General features: G+C 77.1%; 2 protein-coding genes. Both read left to right on the forward strand.

Annotated elements, in window-relative coordinates:
* Positions 1-62 precede the first annotated feature (62 nt).
* The gene (locus ACWCPN_RS16550) at positions 63-15,137 is read left to right on the forward strand and encodes an SDR family NAD(P)-dependent oxidoreductase (protein ID WP_451206379.1); all 15,075 of its coding nucleotides are present in this window, start codon (positions 63-65) and stop codon (positions 15,135-15,137) included.
* Positions 15,134-18,604 carry an amino acid adenylation domain-containing protein gene (locus tag ACWCPN_RS16555; RefSeq protein WP_451206381.1) on the forward strand — a complete coding sequence of 1,157 codons (3,471 nt, stop codon included), beginning with the start codon at positions 15,134-15,136 and terminating at the stop codon, positions 18,602-18,604. Before ACWCPN_RS16550 ends, ACWCPN_RS16555 begins: the two co-directional genes overlap by 4 nt.
* The last annotated feature ends 27 nt before the right edge of the window (positions 18,605-18,631 follow it).

Consider the following 18,631-nt stretch of genomic DNA (forward strand, 5'->3'; position numbering starts at 1 on the left):
AGTACAGCCGGCAACCGGCCGTCCGCACCCGGACGGCCACACGAGAAGGAAGAGTTGGCCCAGTGAGCAGCCCCGAGGTCCAGGCGGCCGAGACGGATGTGGCGATCATCGGCATGGCCGGGCGTTTCCCCGGCGCCGACGACCTGGACTCCTTCTGGCAGCTCCTGCGCGAGGGCCGCGAGGGCATCACCCGGTTCAGCCCCGAGGAACTGGCGGCCGCCGGCGTGCCCTCCCGGCTGCTGACGGACCCCGCCTACGTCCCGGCGCACGGCATCATCCCCGGCGTCGACCTCTTCGACACCGGGTACTTCGAGTTCACCCCGGCCGAGGCCGCCATGACCGACCCGCAGCACCGCGTCATGCTGCAGACCGGGCACGCGGCCCTCGAGAACGCCGGCTACGACCCGGCCCGCTTCGACGGGCTGATCAGCGTCTACGCCGGCGCCGCCATCAACACCTACCTCCAGCAGCACGTCCTGCCGCACGTCGACCAGACCACCACCTCGAACCACTTCGCGGTGATGGTCGGCAACGACAAGGACTACCTGGCCACGAGGCTGTCGTACAAGCTCGACCTCAAGGGCCCGAGCTACACCGTGCAGACCGCCTGCTCCACCTCGCTGGTCGCCCTGCACCTCGCCTGCCAGGGCCTGATCAACGGCGAGTGCGACATGGCCCTGGCCGGCGGCGTCACCGTCAAACTGCCGCAGGTCAAGGGCTACTTGTACGAGGAAGGCGCCATCCTGTCCCCGGACGGGCACGTGCGCGCCTTCGACGCGGACGCCGGCGGCACCGTCCTCGGCAACGGCGTGGGCGTCGTCGTCCTGAAGCCGCTGCGGGACGCCCTCGTCGACCGGGACACCATCCACGCCGTCATCAAGGGCACGGCCACCAACAACGACGGCAGCGGCAAGGTCAGTTTCGCCGCCCCCGGCGCCGCAGGGCAGAGCGCCGTCATCCGGGAGGCGCACACCGTCTCCGGTGTCGACCCGCGCTCCATCGGCTACGTCGAGGCCCACGGCACCGCGACCCGGCTCGGCGACCCCGTCGAGGTGTCCGCCCTCACCAAGGCCTTCCGCGAGGCCACCGCCGACACCGGCTTCTGCGCGATCGGGTCGGTGAAGTCCAACGTCGGCCACCTCGACGCCGCCGCCGGCGTCGCCGGCGTCATCAAGACGGCGCTGATGATGAAGCACCGCACCCTGGTGCCGACCGTCAACCACCACACGCCCAACCCGGCCGTCGACTTCGCCGCGAGCCCCTTCCAGGTCAGCACCGCCACCACCCCGTGGACCGGGGACGGGCCGCTGCGCGCGGGCGTCAGCTCCTTCGGCATCGGCGGCACCAACGCGCACGCCGTGCTCCAGGAGGCGCCGCCCGCGCCCGCCGCCGGCGACTCCCGCCCGCGGCAGGTCCTGGTGGTCTCCGCCCGCACCCCGAGCGCGCTGCGCACCGCGGCCGACGACCTGGCCGCCCACCTGGAGAGCGACGACCCGGCCGCGCTCGCCGACGTCGCCTACACCCTGGCGGTCGGGCGCCGCGCCCACGAGTACCGGCTCGCCGTCACCGGCGCCGGCCCCGCCGCCCTCGCCGACGCGCTCCGCGGCGCGCAGGTGCCCGAACGGCCCGCCACGGGCGAGGTGTCCTTCGTCTTCGCCGAGGAGGTGCCGGACGCGGCCGGGCTGGCCGAGCGGTGGTGCGCCGCGGAACCCGCCTTCGCCGGGCACCACGCGGCGGCCGTGGCCGCCGGCGCGCTCGACCACGGCGCCCCCGGCGCCGCCTTCGCCGTGCAGTACGCGCTCGGCAGGCTGTGGCTGGACCTCGGTCTGCGGCCCGTCGCCGTCCACGGCGACGGACTCGCCGCCCACCTCGCCGCGTGCGTCACCGGCGCGCTGACCCCCGGCGAGGCCGTGGCCGCTCTCGGCCGTTCCGGCGCCGAGGCGCCGCGCCCCGCCCCGGGCCGCGACCGGATCGCGCTGCGCGGCGCGGCGGACGAGGTGCGCGGGGCCGCCCTCGGCGTCGCCGACGGGCCGTACGGCGGCGTGGCCCGCGCCTGGCAGGCCGGGGCCGACGTCGACTGGGCCGCCTGGTTCGCGGGCGAGGAGCGCGGCCGGGTGCCGCTGCCCACCTATCCGTTCGAGGGCCGCCGCTGCTGGCTGACCGGACCGGACCGGGCCACCGCCCCGCAGCTCGCCGCCCCGGGCCCGCACCCCCTGCTCGACGAGAACGTCTCCACCCTCGACACCCTCGCCTACCGCACCACCCGGACCGGCGAGGAGTTCTACCTCGCCGACCACCGGGTCCAGGGCGAACCCGTCATGCCCGCCGCCGCGTACCTCGAACTCGCCCGCGCGGCCGCTGAGTTGTCGCTCGGTACGGCCGTCTCCCTGCACGACGTCTCCTTCGAGCGCCTGCTGAGCCACGCCACCGGGCCGCGCACCTCGCTGATCTCGCTCTGGCGCGAGGACGACGGCGCCGGATTCGAGATCACCGGCGACGACACCGTGTACGCGGCCGGAGCCGTCGAGCCGGGACCGGCCGACCGGCCCGCCCCCGTCGACCTCGCGGCGGCGGCCGCCCGCTGCACCGAGACGCTCCGGCACCCCGAGTGCTACGACACGCTGCGCCGCCTCGGCCTCGACTACGGGCCCCGGATGCGTGCCCTCACCGAGGTCCGGCTGGGCGAGGGGGAGGCCCTGGCCACCCTCGAACTGCCCGACGGCGCCACGCTCGACGGCGCGGTCCTCAACCCCGCGCTCCTCGACGGCGCCCTGCACGCCCTGGTGCTGCTCCTCACCCGCGCCTACGGCGACACCGCCGAGGGCTTCCTGCCCCTGGCCCTCGCCGGACTGTCGGTGCACGCCCCGCTCACCGGTGCCTGCCGGGCGCTGGTCACCACCCGCCCGCTGGGCGAGCGCTCGGCCCGCGCCGACCTGACCCTCACCGACGACCACGGCACCGTCCTCGCCCGGCTGACCGACCTGACCGTACGGGTGCTCGGCGGAACGGGCGGGGCGCCCGCGGCCGGACCCGCCGCACCGGGTGAGCGGGCCCTGCTGGTGCGCCGCTGGACCGACGCGCCCGCCGACCCCGCCGGCACCCCGGCCGGCGCCACCGGCGTCGTCCTCGCCGCGACCGCCGCCCGCCGCGAGCGGCTCACCACCGCCCTGACCGGACAGGGCGTCGGCGAGGTGACCGCGCCGGACAGCGGGACCGGCCTGCCGGACGGGGCCGTACCGGACCTGCTGCTGGTGGACGAGCCCACGGCCGAGGAGGCGCTGGCGCTGGTCCAGCGGCTGTTGCGGGCCCGGCCCACCACGCCCGTGCGCGTCCTGCTGCTGCACCGCCACGACGCCGGCGGCGCGCGGCCCGAGCGTGCCGCGCTGGGCGCCTTCGCCCGGACCGTACGGGCCGAGAACCCGCTGCTCGCCGTCCAGGCCGTCGGACTCGCCGAAGGCGTGGACGAGACGGCCGCGCTCGCCGCCGAACTGGCCGGTGACGGCCGCGACCCCGAGGTCGCCCACACCGCCGCCGGCCGCCGGGTGCCCCGGCCCGCGCCCGCCCCGGCCGCCGAACCCGTCGCCGTCCGCGACGGCGGCGTCTACGTCGTCTCCGGCGGCGCGGGCGGACTCGGCCGTGCCGTCGCGGACTGGATCCTCGGCCGCGCCGACGCCCGCGTGGTGCTGCTCGGCCGCTCCGAGCAGCCGCCCGCCGCACTCGGCGAACGCCTCACCTACCGCACGGTGGACGTCTCCGACCAGGCGGCGGTGGAGCGGCGGCTGGCGTCGGTGCGCGCGGAGATGGGCCCCGTCACCGGGGTCGTCCACGCGGCCGGCGTGCTGCGCGACGGCTTCGCCCTGACCAAGTCCGCCGACGACTTCGCCGCCGTCCTCGCGCCCAAGGCGGGCGGAGTCCAAGCGCTCCACGCCGCCACCGCCGACGACCCGCTGGACTTCTTCGTCGCCTTCTCCTCGATCGCCGCCCACATCGGCAGCCCCGGCCAGACCGACTACGCGTACGCCAACGCCTACCTGGACGCCTACGCCGAGCGCCACCCGGGCATCACCTCGGTCGCCTGGCCCATGTGGGCCGACGGCGGCATGCGCCAGACCGACGAGGCCGCCGCGGACATCGCCGACCGCACCGGCTTCGGCGTCCTGCCCACCGGCACCGGCCTCGCCCTGTTCGAGCGGGTCCTCGGCGTGCCCGGCGCGTTCGTCGCGGCCCACGGCGACCTGACGCGGATCGAGGCCGCGCTGGCGGGACGCGCCCCCGCCGGCCGGGCCCCGGCCACCGCCGAAGCGGCCGGCGCCCCGGGCGGCGCGGAGCCCCGCGCCCTGGCCGTGACGCTGCTGCGGACCCTGATCGCCGCCGAGACGGGCCTGGACCCGGCCGAACTCGGCGAGGACGACCCGTTCGAGCGCCACGGCATCGACTCACTGACGATCACCAAGCTCAACCGCGAACTGGACAAGCGGTTCGACCGGCTGTCCAAGACCCTCTTCTTCGAGTACGCGACCCTCGGCGAACTCGCCGGCTACTTCGCCGAGCACCACGGCGCCGAACTGCGCGGCACCGCGGGGGCCGGGGAGACCGGCGGGACGGCCGCCGCGCCCGCGCCCGCCTCTCCGGTCACCGCGACGGCGCGCGCCTCCCGCACCGCCCGCGCGGGCCGTACCGCGCGTACGGCCCGCACCGCACCCGGCGACCGGTCCGCCGCGCCCGAACCGGCCGGCGAGGACGACGCCATCGCGGTCATCGGCATCGCGGGCCGCTACCCCATGGCGGACGACATCGAGGAGTTCTGGGCCAACCTGACGCAGGCCCGCGACTGCGTGACGGAGATCCCCGCCGACCGCTGGGACCACACCCGCTGGTACGACCCGGACCCGGCCGCGCCCGGCCGCGCCCACACCCGCTGGGGCGGGTTCCTGCGCGACGTCGACCGCTTCGACCCGCTGTTCTTCGGCATCTCCCCGCGCCAGGCGGAGCTGATGGACCCCCAGGAACGGCTGTTCCTGCAGAACGCCTGGCACGTCATGGAGGACGCCGGCTACCGCCGCGCCGACCTGGCGGGCCGTCCGGTCGGCGTGTACGTCGGCGTGATGTACGGCGAGTACCAGTTCCACGGCGCCCTCGACGCGCTGCGCGGCGGACGCCCGCTGACCGGCTCGTCGTTCGCGACCATCGCAAACCGGGTCAGCCACGCCCTGAACCTGTCCGGCCCGAGCATGGCGCTGGACACCATGTGCTCCTCCTCGCTGACCGCGATCCACCTGGCCTGCGAGAGCCTGCGCCGGGGCGAGAGCGAACTGGCCCTGGCCGGCGGCGTCAACGTCTCCGTCCACCCCTACAAGTACGCCTTCCTCAGCCAGGGCCGCTTCCTGTCCTCCGACGGCCGCTGCCGCGCCTTCGGCGCCGGCGGCGACGGGTACGTGCCCGGCGAGGGCGTCGGCGCCGTCCTGCTCAAGCCGTACCGGCGCGCCCTGGCGGACGGCGACCGCGTCCACGGCCTGATCCTCGGCAGCGCCGTCAACCACGGCGCCAGGACCAACGGCTACACCGTGCCCAGCCCGCGCGCCCAGCAGCGCGCGGTCACCGAGGCCATGGCGCGGGCCGGGGTCACCCCGGACGGCATCGGCTACGTCGAGGCCCACGGCACCGGCACCGCGCTCGGCGACCCGATCGAGCTGACCGGACTCGGCCAGGCGTACCGCACCGCGGAGGCCGGGCCCGGCACCTGGCCGATCGGCTCGGTCAAGTCCAACGTGGGCCACCTGGAGTCCGCCGCCGGCATGGCCGGACTCACCAAGGCGCTGCTCCAGTTCACCCACCGCACGCTGGTGCCCTCGCTGCACGCCGAGGAGCTGAACCCGAACATCGACTTCGACCGCTCCCCGTTCCGCGTCCAGCGCGAGCTCGCCGACTGGCCCGCCGGGGACACCCCGCGCCGTGCCGGCCTCAGCTCCTTCGGCGCCGGCGGCTCCAACGCCCACCTGGTACTGGAGGAGTCGCCGCACCCCGAGCCCGCGACCGACGTCCCCGCCGCGCGGCAGCACACCGGTGAGCCGGTGGCCTTCGTCCTGTCCGCCCGGGACGGGGAGCGGCTGCGCGCCCACGCCGAACGCGCCGCCCGCTTCATGGAGACCGAGCGAGTGCCGCTCGCCGACCTGTGCTTCACCAGCCAGACCGGCCGCGAGGCCATGGACGCCCGCTTCGCCGTCGTCGCGACCGACGGTGCCGCCGTCGCCGCCGCGCTGCGCCGGTGCGCCGCCGGAGAACCCCAGCCCCCGATCACCGACGACGGCCCGCTCGGTGAGCTGACCCGGCGCTGGCTGACCGGCGACGACGTCGACTGGCGGGCCTGGCACGCCGGCCGGCCGGGTCCCGCCCCGCGCCGGACCCGCGCACCGCTCTACCCGTTCGCCCCCGAGCGCTACTGGATCCCGCTCGACGCGGACCTCGGCCCGTCCGCGCCGCACCCGCTGGTCGACGCCAACGAGTCGACCGTCGACGAGGTCCGCTTCGCCAAGACCCTGCGCTCCGGCGACCCGCTGCTGCGCGACCACGTCATCGAGGGCCGGCGCATGCTGGCCGGCGCCGCGACGCTGGAGTTCGTCCGCGCCGCCGCCCACCTCGCCCGGCCCGGCGTCCGGCACGCGCTGCGCGAGGTGGTGTGGGGCCGCGCGGTGGAGGTCGCCGACGGCGAGCGGACGGTGTACGTCTCCTTCCGCCCGGACGGCGACGCCCTCCTGTTCGAGGTGTACGGCGAGACCGGCGGCGAACGCACCACCCACGCCCGGGGCCGCGCCGTCCCGGCTCCGGCCGCGGCGCCCGCCGCACCGGAGGACCTCGACGCGCTGCGCGCCCGGCTCCCCGTCCTGCGCGACCGGGCCGGCGCCTACACCGACTACACGGCCGCCGGGTTCGGCTACGGCCCCTCCTTCCAGGTCATCGACGAGATCCGCGCGGGGGCCGGCGAGGCCCTGGTCCGGCTCGACGCCGGCGACGGCGGCCCGGTCACCGAGATGCCCCCGGCGCTGCTCGACGGCGCCCTGCGGGCCTGCCACTGGGCGGGCCGCGACACCGCGCCCCGCGCGGGCGAACTCGCGGTGCCCTTCAGCCTCGGCGCGCTCGACGTGCACGCCCCGCTGCCGCCGGTCTGCCTCGCGCACGCCCGGCGGACGGGGGAGACGGCCGGTGTCCGCCGCTTCGACCTGACCGTCTACGACGAGCGGGGCCGCGTCCTCGCCGAACTCCGTGACTTCGCGGGCCGTACCCCGGCGCCCGCGACCGCGTCCGGGACCACCGGGCCCGAGGCGGCCGGGACCGCGTCCGCCGCGGGCACCACCGCGGGCGGCGAGCCGCGCCTGTACGAGCCCCGCTGGGAGGCCGCCGGCGAACCCGCGCAGGGGACCGCGGCCGACACCCTCGCCGTCCTCGGCCGGCACCCCGAACTGGAGGCGGCCCTCGCCGCCACCGGGGTGTGGCGCCGCGTGGTGAACGTCCCCGAGGACCCCGGCGCGCTCGCCGACGCCCTCGCCGGGCTCGCGCACCCCGGCGGCCTCGACCTCGCCGTCGTGGGGGGCCTGACCGCACCCGCCCCGGCCGCGGACGGAGGGGACCCCGCCGGCCTCCTCGACCGGGCCTGCGGCACGGTGCTCCAGGTGCTCGGCGCCGCCCGGTCCGACGACCTGCCCGGCCGGGTGCGCCTGCTCGTCCTCCACGCCCAGGAGGACGGCCTCGACCGGCCGGAGTGGGCCGCCCTGGCCGGATTCGCCCGGTCCACGGCGCCCACCGCGCCCCGCCTGGAACTGCTCACCCTGGGCGTCGACCCGGCCCTCGCGGCCGACACGACCGCCGAGGCCGTGGCCGCCGAACTGCGCGCCGTGCCCCGCGCGGCCGGGCTGGAGGCGCGCCGCACGGCGAAGGGCGGCCGGGAGATCCGCGTCCTGCGGCCGCTGCGGCCGTCCGGCGCCACCGCGTCACCCCTGCGGGACGGAGGCGTCCACGTCGTCACCGGCGGCGGCGGAGCCATCGGCCGCGTCCTCGCCGAGCACCTGGCCCGCACCCGCGCGGCCAAGCTGGTGCTGATCGGCCGCTCCGAGCCGGACGCCGGCGCCCGCGAGTGGCACCGCACGCTCACCGGCCTCGGTGCCGAGGTGCTCGCCCTGCGCGCCGACGTGGCCCGCGCCGACGAACTGGCCGCCGCGCTGGCCGCCGCCCGCGACCGCTTCGGGGCCCTGCACGGCGTGTTCCACCTGGCCGGCGTCGCCGACGAGGGCCGCGCCGACCCCGGCGACCGGGAGCGGTTCACCCGGGTGCTCGCGGCCAAGACCCACGGCCTGGTCCACCTCGACCGGCTCACCCGTGACGACGACCTCGACTGCTTCGTGGTGTTCTCCTCCGTCTCCTCCGTCATCGGTGACTTCGGAGCGGCCAGCTACGCCACGGCCAACCGGTTCGCCGACCTGTACACGGCCCGGCGCGAGGGCTGGACGCGGCAGGGCCTGCGGCACGGCCGCAGCCTGTCCCTGGCCTGGCCGCTGTGGGCCGTCGGCGGGGTCGACGGGCTGGTCCGGGAACAGGAACTGGCCGCCTACACCCGGCGCACCGGCATGCGGCCGCTCGACGGCGCCCAGGGCGTCGCCCTGCTCGACGGTGCCCTCGGCGCCGGCACCGCGTGGCTGGTCCCCGCCTGGGGTGAGACGGCCGCCGTCGACGCGGCCCTGACCGGCGCCGGCACGGCGCCCCCGGCCGCCGTCACCCCGGCGGCGCCCGCCCCGAACCCGCCTGCCGCAGCCGCAGCCGCGGCCGGCACGCCGGCCGCGACCGCCCGCCCCGCGGCGGACGACCGTGTGCGGGCCCGGCTCGTGGAGCATCTGCGCACCGCCCTGGCCGGGGTGCTGAAGCTGCCCGTGGGACGGCTCGACAGCCGGATCCCGCTCGACGACTACGGGCTGGACTCGGTGCTCGTCATGGAGTCCAACTCCCTGCTCGGCAAGGACTTCCCCGGTCTGCGCGGCACCGTGTTCTTCGAGTGCCGCACCGTCGACGAACTGGCCGACCACGTCCTCGCCGAACACGCCGACGCCGTGGCCCGCCTCTTCCCGGCCGGCACCGCCGGCACCCACGGCGCGGTGGGCACCACGACCGCGCCGCCCGTCACCGCGCCCGCCCCGGTCCCGGCGGCCCGGCCGGAGCCGGCCCGCCCGGCACCGGCCGAGGACGAGCCGATCGCCGTCATCGGCATCAGCGGGCGGTACCCCGAGGCCCGCGACCTGGACGAGTTCTGGCGCAACCTCGCCGAGGGACGCGACTGCGTCACCGAGGTGCCGGCCGACCGCTGGGACGCCGACGCCCTGTTCGACCAGGACCCCGCCGCACCGGGCCGCAGCTACGGCCGCTGGGGCGGCTTCCTGGACGACGTCGACAGCTTCGACTCGCTGTTCTTCCGGATCTCGCCCAAGCAGGCCCGCACCATGGACCCGCAGGAACGGCTGTTCCTGGAGACCGCCTGGTCCGCGCTGGAGAACGCCGGCTACCCGCCCTCCCGCATCCCCGCGCCCCGCTTCGGCGGCCAGGGACACGACGTCGGCGTGTTCGTCGGCGTGATGTGGGACGACTACGCCGTCCTCGCCGCCACCGAGTCGGCGCGCGGCAACCACCAGGTGGTCCTCGCCAACCGCGCCTCCATCGCCAACCAGGTCTCCTACTTCGGCGACTTCCGCGGTCCCAGCGTGGTCGTGGACACCGCCTGCTCGGCGTCCCTCGTCGCCGTCCACCAGGCCTGCGAGAGCATCCGCCGGGGCGAGTGCTCGTACGCCCTCGCGGGTGGCGTGAACGTCTCCGTCCACCCCGACAAGTACGTCCACCTCAGCCACCGGACGATGCTGTCCACCGACGGCAGGTGCCGCGCCTTCGGGGCCGGCGGCACCGGCTACGTGCCCGGCGAGGGAGTCGGCGCCGTGCTGCTCAAGCGGCTGTCGGACGCCGTGCGCGACGGCGACACCGTGCACGCCGTGATCCGCGGCACCGCCGTCAACCACGGCGGCCGCACCAGCGGCTTCACCGTGCCCAACCCGCAGGCCCAGCAGGCCCTGATCGAACAGGCCCTGGCCGCCGCCGGCGTCGACGCGCGGACCATCGGCTGCGTCGAGGCCCACGGCACCGGCACCGCCCTCGGCGACCCGATCGAGCACACCGCGCTCGCCCAGGCCTTCGCCCGGGACACCGGTGACACCGGCTTCTGCGCGCTCGGCTCGGTGAAGTCCGCCATCGGCCACCTGGAGGGCGCCGCGGGCATCGCCGGGCTCACCAAGGCCGTGCTCCAGCTCCGCAACGGCACCCTGCTGCCGACGCTGCACGCCGAGGAGACCAACCCCGTCATCGACTTCACCCGCTCGCCGTTCACCGTGCAGCGCGAGACGCGGCCCTGGCCCCGGCCGCACGACGCCGACGGCCGCCCGCTGCCGCGCCGCGCCGCCGTCAGCTCCTTCGGCGCGGGCGGCACCAACGCCCACGTCGTCGTCGAGGAGTACCTCGCACCCGAGCCCGCAGACGCCGGTCCCGAGGCGCCCGGGCTGATCGTGCTCTCCGCCCGTGACGAGAACCGGCTGCGCGCCTACGCGGCCGAGATGGGCCGCGCCCTCGGCGCCGCCGCGACCGGCCCGGCCGCGCCCCGGCTCGCCGACGTCTCGCACACCCTGCGCACCGGCCGCGAACCCCTCGCCGAGCGCCTGGCGTTCGTCGCCACCGACCTCGCCGACGCGGCGGCCGCGCTCACCGCGTTCGGGCGCGGCGAGGACGACCAGCGGCTGCACCGCGGCCGGGTGGAGCAGCACCCGGCGCTGGCCGGCCTGCTGACCGAGGCCGCCGGCGGCGGCGACTTCCTGGCCGCCCAGATCAGCGCCGGGGGAGACGACCTGCTGGCCCGGATGTGGGTGTCCGGCGTCACCGTCGACTGGGACCTGGTCGACCGGATGCGCCCCGGCACCCTCCGCCGGATACCGCTGCCCACCTACCCGTTCGAGCGCGTACGGCACTGGCTGGACACCGGCCCCGCGGCGGCTGGGGCCCCGGCGCCCCGGCCCGGCCCGGCCACCCCGCTCCGGGTCCGGGTGCCCGCCCAGCGCGTCCCCGAGCGGGCGGCCGCACCCGCCGCCTCCCGCGAATGGCGGCGGCGGCTCGCGGCGGACGAGCCCGTGCTGCGCGACCACGTCGTCGGCGGCCGGCCCATCCTGCCGGGCACCGGCCACCTCGACCTCGTCGCCGAGGCGCACGGCGCGCTGACCGGCCGGGCGCTGACCGACGTGCGCTGGATGGCGCCGCTGGCCCTGTCCGGCTCCGGCGACGACGTGTCCGTGGCCCTGGACGGCGACGGCTACGAGGTGCGCGGCCCCGACGGCACCGTCCGCTCCCGCGGCCGGGTCGGCGACGCCCAGGACGCCCCGGCCGCGCTCGACGTGGCGGAGCTGCGCGCCCGCCTCGACGCGGGCCCGGACGGGGACGCCTTCTACCGTCTGCTGAGCGGCCAGGGCCTGCCGTACGGCCCGTTCTTCCGCCGGGTGCGCGAGGTGTGGACCGGCGACGAGGAGGTGCTGGGCCGGATCGGCGGCGTGGACGGCGACGCGGACCACGCCCTGCACCCGGGCGTCCTGGACGCCGCCCTGCACACCGTCGCGGCCCTGATGGCACGTCACCGCCCGGACCGGAGCACGCCGATGCTGCCCTTCGCGGCCGACCGCGTCGACGTCCTCGGCCAGGTCCCGGTCACCGGCTGGTCGTACGTCCGCCGGACCGGCACCGACCGCTACGACGTCCTGCTCTGCGACGACGCCGGCGCCGCCCGCGTCCGGTTCACCGGCCTGACCTACCGCCGGGCCAAGGACCCGGCGGTGGTCGTCCACCGGCCCGTGTGGACCGCCCGCCCGGCCGGCGAGCCGGCCGGACCCGCCCGGACCGTGCTGCTGGTCGCCGAGCGGCCGGACACCGGCCTCGCCGCGGACCTCACCGCCGCCCACCCCGGGACGGACGTACGGCTGCTGCGGATCGGCGCCGACGGCCTGACCGACGCCGGCCTGGACCGCGCCCTGCGCGAGGCCACGCCGGACCTGGTCTACTTCCTCGGCACCGGAACCGGTGCGGAGACGGGCGCCGAAGCGACTGACCCCGCCGGACGCGAGCCCGCCGGAAGGCGTGAGCTCCGGGCCCTGACGGACCGCTCGGTCCTCGCCCTGCACCGCCTGGTGCGGGCCCTGGACCGGCACGGCGTCCTCGACCGGGCGCTGCGGCTGAAGGTCGTCACCACCGACGTGCACCCGCTGGAGGCGGGCGACGCCTCCGCCCCGTGGGCCGCCGGCCTCGCGGGACTGGCGTCCGTGGCGGCCAAGGAGTACCCGAACCTGAGGGTCGCGCTGGTCGACGTGCGCTCCGCGGAGGCCGCGCAGACCGCGCGGGCGATCGCGGCCGAGCCGTTCCCGGCCCGTCCGGCCCCGGTGTCGATCCGGGGCGGCGTGCGCCGGGTCCGCACCCTCGAACGCGTCGAACTGCCCGCCGCCGCGGCCCCGTTCCGGCAGGGCGGGGTCTACCTCGTCGTCGGCGGTCTCGGCGCCGTCGGCCGGGACACCTGCCGGCACCTCGCCCGCGCCTACGGGGCGAAGCTGGTCGTGGTCGGCCGTTCACCGCTGGACGAGACGAGCCGGCGCACCATCGCCGGGCTGGAGAAGGACGGGGCCGAGGTGCGCCACCTCGCCCTGGACGCCGGCGACCCGGCCGCGCTCGCCGAGGCCGTCCGGCTGGCCCGGCAGGAGTTCGGCGCCCTGCACGGCGTGTTCAACGCGGCGATGGTGCTGGTCAACCGGGAGCTGCGCGAGCTGTCCGAACCGGAGCTGCGCGGCGCCGTGGAGTCCAAGACGGACACCGCCTTCGCGGTGCTCGACGCGGTGCGCGAGGAGCCGCTGGACTTCGTGCTCTTCTACTCCTCCGGCGTGGCCTTCGAGGGCAACCACGGCCAGGCCGGGTACGCGGCCGGCTGCACCTTCGCCGACGCCTACGCCGCGCACGCCGGGCGGACGCTGCCCTTCCCGGTGCGGGTCCTGAACCTCGGGTACTGGCACGCGGGCGGTGACCCCGAACGCGAGCGCGTGCTGCGCCGGTTCGAGGCCGCCGGCATCCGGCCGCTGACCGCCGAGCGCGGCATGACCGTGGTGGAGCGCACGCTGGCGGCCGGCCTGCCGCAGGTGTTCGCGCTGGACGCCGAGCGGCACATCCTGGACAACCTGGGCATCGACCCGGACCGCACCCTGACCGTGCTGCCCGGCGCGCCCGGCGGCACCGCCGGCCCGCTGCCCGGGATCGGTTTCTCCGCCCGGACCATCACCGACGACGGCGAACTGGCCGGGCACCAGCGCGCGGTCGACCTCCTGGAGGATCTCGCGCACCGGCTGCTGGCCGGGGCCCTGCGCCGGGCCGGCCTGTTCGAGCGGTTCACCCCCGGCGCCCGGGCGACCGGCCCCGGGGAACTCGCCGCCCGGCTCGGTGTCGTACCGGAGCACCGGGCCCTGTTCGAGGCCCAGCTCGCCATCCTGGTGACGACGGGTCTGCTGCGCGCCGACGACGACGGCGGGCTCCGTCCGACGGGCCGCGCCGTGGAGGACGAGGCCGCCCTGGTGGCCGCGCTCGGCGACCTGACGGACCGGCACCCGGCCCTCGCCCCCATCGGCACGCTGCTGCGGGACTGCCTGGCCGCCCTGCCCGACGTGCTCACCGGCCGCCGCTCCGCGATGGACGTCCTCTTCCCCGACGGCTCCGCCGAGCGCGTGGCCGCCGTGTACCGGGGCGACCCGGTCACCGACCGCTGCAACGCCGAGGTGGCGCGGCTGGTGACCGAACGGGTTCGGGACCGCCTGGCCGCCGAGCCCGGCCGCACGGTACGGATCCTGGAGGTCGGCGCGGGCACCGGCGGGACCACCGCGACGGTGCTGGCCGCGCTGGCGCCGTACGCCGGTTCCGTGGAGTACGTCTTCACCGACGTCTCCCCGGCCTTCGTCCGCAAGGCCCGGACCCGGTTCGCCGCCGGCCACCCCTTCGCCCGCTTCGAAGTGCTCGACATCGAGGCGGCCGCCGAGGGCCAGGGCGTCGAACCCGGCGCGTACGACGTGGTGCTCGGCACCAACGTCTTCCACGCCACGCAGCGCCTGACCGGCACGCTGCTGCGGGCCAAGGCGCTGCTGCGGCGGGGCGGGGCCCTGCTGCTCGTCGAGGGCACCCGGCCCCGGGACCAGCTCGCGCTCGTCTTCGGACTCACCCCCGGCTGGTGGCTGTTCGCCGACCCCGAGCAGCGGCTGCCCCGCTCGCCGCTGGCGAGCGAACGCCAGTGGCGGGACGCGCTGGCCGTCTGCGGGTTCACCCACATCGGCGCGGCGGCACCGGCCACGGAGGCCGGTCCGGCCTTCCAGAGCGTGATCGCCGCCGTGAGTGACGGCCTGGTCCCCGCGTCCCGGCCCCCGGCCGTCCAGGCCGCGCCCCGGGCCGCGGGCGCCGAGGCCCCTGCCGCTCGCGTCGCCGCCCCGGCCGCTCCCGCCGGTGACCGCACGGCCGTCGACGACGAACTGCGCAGGGTGACCGAGGTGTTCGCCCGGGTGCTGGAACTCGCCCCGGACCAGCTCGACCCGGACCTCACCTTCGAGAACTACGGAGTGGACTCGCTGGTCGTGCTGGAACTGACCCGGGCCCTGGAGGCCGTGTACGGCCCCCAGCCGGCGACGCTGCTCTTCGAGCGCATCACCGTCCGGCGCCTGGCCGAGCACTTCCACGGCCTGCGGGCGACGACCAACGGTCCGGCCCCGGCGCCGGCCGGTGAACCGGTCCCGGAGCGGTCCGCCGGACCGGCCGCCGAGGCCGCGGTCCGGCCCGCCGAGCCGGCCGCCGCCGGGTCCCGGCCGGTCCCGGCACCCGCCGGGCCCGCCACCACCCCGGGGTCCGGCACGGTCCCCGGACCCGCCGCCGCCCCGGCCGGTCCCGGCCGGGCCGACGACGCCGGGCGTCTGATCGAGGGCCTGTCCGACGCGGCCGTGGACGAACTGCTGGCCGTACTGCTCGCGGAGCGCGGGAAGTTCGAAGGAGACGGACGATGACTGCCGAGCCGTTCGCTTGCGTCGTGATCGGCGAGGAGACCCTCCTCGTCGAGTGCACGAGACTGCTCCTGGCCCGCGGGCACACGGTGGCCGCCGTGGTGTCCCCGTCGCCCGAGCTGCTCGCCTGGGCCGAGGGCGAGGGCCTGCCCGCCGTGCGGTTCGGCCCGGATCTCGCCGAGCGGCTGGCGCCGCTGCGCTTCGACCACCTGTTCAGCATCGCCAACCTGCGGATGCTGCCCGAGGAGGTGCTGGCGCTGCCGACCGGGCTGCCGGTGAACTTCCACGACGGCCCGCTGCCCCGGCACGCCGGTCTGTTCGCCACGAGCTGGGCGATCCTGGAGGGCGACAAGCAGCACGGCGTGACCTGGCACGTGATGGACCGCGAGGCCGACACCGGCGACGTGCTCAAGCGGCGCGCGCTGCCCGTCGAGCAGGACGCCACCGCGCACGACCTGGACGTCGCCTGCTTCGAGGCGGGTATCGAGTCCTTCGCCGAACTGGTCGACGAACTCGCCGCCAGCACGGTCACCCGCACCCCGCAGGACCTCGGGCTGCGGACCTACCACGGCCGCTACGACGGACTGCCGCGCGCCGGTGTCTTCGACTGGCACCAGCCCGCCGCCGAGCTGGACGCGCTGGTGCGGGCCACCTCGTTCGGGCGCCGACGCAACGACTTCGGCACCGCGCTGCTCGCCCTCGGCGGTGAACTGGCCGCCGTCCGCGGCGTGGAGGTCACCGGCCGGGCCTCCACCGCGGCGCCCGGCACGGTCGTCGGCTTTGGCCCCGACGCCCTCACCGTGGCCACCGGCGACCGGGACGTGCGCCTCACCGGTCTCGCCGGTCTGTCCGGCGAACGGCTCGACCCCGTCGCGCTCGCCGCGGTCCTGGCCGAAGACCACGACGGCCGCTTCCCGCACCTCACCGACGACGAGGCCGCCGAGCTGGCCGAGGCCGCCCGCGCCGCGCACCGGCAGGAGCGGCACTGGCTGCGGCTGCTCCGGTCGCTGGAGCCCATGCTGCCGCCCCGGTTCGGCGGCCTGGCGGACCAGGACCGCCCGGCCGGGCCCGTCGCGCTGCCCGCGGCCCTCACCCGTGACGGCGCCGGGCCCGAGCGGGTCGCGCTCGCCGCCGTCCTGGCCTTCCTCGCCCGGCTCTCGCGCGGCGGTGAACAGGACGTCGCCGTGTCCGTGCCGCCCACCGGCGGCGCGGCGGCCGGGCTGCTGGCCCCCGAGGTGCCGCTGCGCGCCCCGCACGGACTGCTGGAGGACACCCTCGACGGCCTCACCGGCCGGGCCGGCGCCGAACTGGACCGGATCCGGGCCCGCGCGCCGTACCGCCGTGACGTGGCGCTGCGCCACCCCGAGCTGGCCGGTGCCGCCCGCACCGGGCTGCCCGTCGCCGTGATCCTGCCCGACGGGCCGGCCGGGCCGGCCCGCCACCCGCTGACCGTCCGGATCGACGCCGACGGCTCGGTACGCTTCGGCGGCAGCGAAGTGACGGAACGTCAGGAAAGCTGGCTGGCGGCGCACTTCGCCCGCTTCCTCGACGGCGTCGCGGCGTCCCCCGAGGGCCCGCTGGGCTCCGTCGACCTGCTCGGCCCCGGGGAGCGGGAGCTGGTGCTGCGGCGGTGGAACGACACCGCCGCCGACTATCCGCGCGAGCGCACCGTCAGCCGGCTCATCGGCGACCTGGCCTGTGCCGCCCCCGACCTCACGGCCGTGCGCTTCGAGGACCGTGAGCTGACCTACGCCGAACTGGACGCCGCGGCCGACCGGCTGGCCCGGCACCTGGCCGGGCTCGGCGCCGGACCCGGGAGCGTGGTCGGCGTCCTCCTGGAGCGCTCGGCGGAGCTGCTGGTCAGCCTGCTCGCGGTGATGCGCAGCGGCGCCGCCTACGTGCCGATCGACCCCATCTACCCCGCCGCCCGCATCGGCCACATGCTGACCGACTCGGGAGCCGGCCTCGTCCTCACCGACGAGACCCTGCGCGGCACCCTCGCCGGCTTCCCCGCCACCCCCGTCGTGGTGCCGGAGGTCCTGGCCGGCACCGCCCCCGCGGCGGACGGGACCGGGCCGTTCGACCGGTCCGAGCCGGGCGCGCCCGCGTACGTCATCTACACCTCCGGCTCCACCGGGGCGCCCAAGGGCGTCCAGGTCGGGCACCGGGCCCTGGTCAACTTCCTGTGGACCATGGCCCGTACCCCCGGCTTCGGCTCCACGGACTCGCTGCTCGCCCTCACCACCGTCTGCTTCGACATCGCCGGCCTGGAGCTGTACCTGCCGCTGGTGCGCGGCGGCACCGTGGAGGTGCTGTCCGCCGCCGTCGCAGCCGACGGCTTCGCCCTGCGCGAGCGGGTGGAGCGGTCCGCGCCCACGGTCCTGCAGGCCACCCCGACCACCTGGCAGATGCTGCTGACCGCCGGCTGGCCGGGCGATAAGGCGCTGCGCGCCCTGTGCGGCGGCGAGCCGCTGCCCGGTGAACTCGCCGACCGGCTCGCCCCGCTCGTCGGCGCCCTGTACAACATGTACGGGCCGACCGAGACGACCATCTGGTCCACCGTCGACCGGGTGCGTCCCGGCGAGCCCGTCACCATCGGCCGGCCCATCGGCAACACCCGCTGCCACGTCCTCGACGAGCGCGGCGTCCCGGTCCCGCCCGGGGTCCCCGGCGAGCTGTACCTGTCCGGCGACGGCGTCGCCGACGGCTACCTGGGCCGCCCGGAGCTGACCGCCGAACGCTTCGTGACCGCACCCGGGGACGGCGCCGGCCGGGCCTACCGCACCGGCGACCTGGTGCGGCACCTGCCCGACGGCCGTCTGGAGTACCTGGAACGCATCGACGGCCAGGTCAAGCTCAACGGTTACCGTGTCGAACTCGGCGAGGTGGAGTCCGCGCTGCGCCGCGCCGAGGGCGTCACCGCCGCCGTCGCCGTGGTGCGCGAGGACCGGCCGGGCGAGCGCCGTCTGGCCGCCTACGTCACCGGGCCCGGCGCCCCGGCCCCGGACGCGCTGCGCGCCGGCCTGCGCGAGGTGCTGCCCGCCTACATGGTCCCGGCCGCCGTCGTCGCCCTGCCGGAGCTGCCCCTCACCCCGAACGGCAAGGTGGACCGGGCCGCGCTGCCCCGGCCCGGCGGCACCCGGGTCGCGGGCGGCGGGGCGGCCGCCCGCACCGACCTGGAGCGCCGTATCGCCGGTATCTGGTGCGAGGTGCTGGGCCTGGAGGAGGTCGGCGCCGAGGACAACTTCTTCGACGCCGGCGGCGACTCGCTGCGCCTGACCTCCGTGGTCGCCGCCCTGCGGGAGCGGCTCGGCCTGGAGGTCACCCGCCTCGACATGTTCGGCCACCCGACCGTACGGGCCATGGCCGCGCACGCCGGTGAGGACGCCGCTCCCGCCGCGCGCCGGCCCCGGCGCTCCCGCGACGCGGGAGCGCTGGCCCGGCGCCGCGACCGGAGGCAGCGCCCGTGACGACCGGCCACCGCACCGCACCGACCA

The sequence above is a fragment of the Streptomyces sp. NPDC002386 genome, from assembly GCF_053593175.1.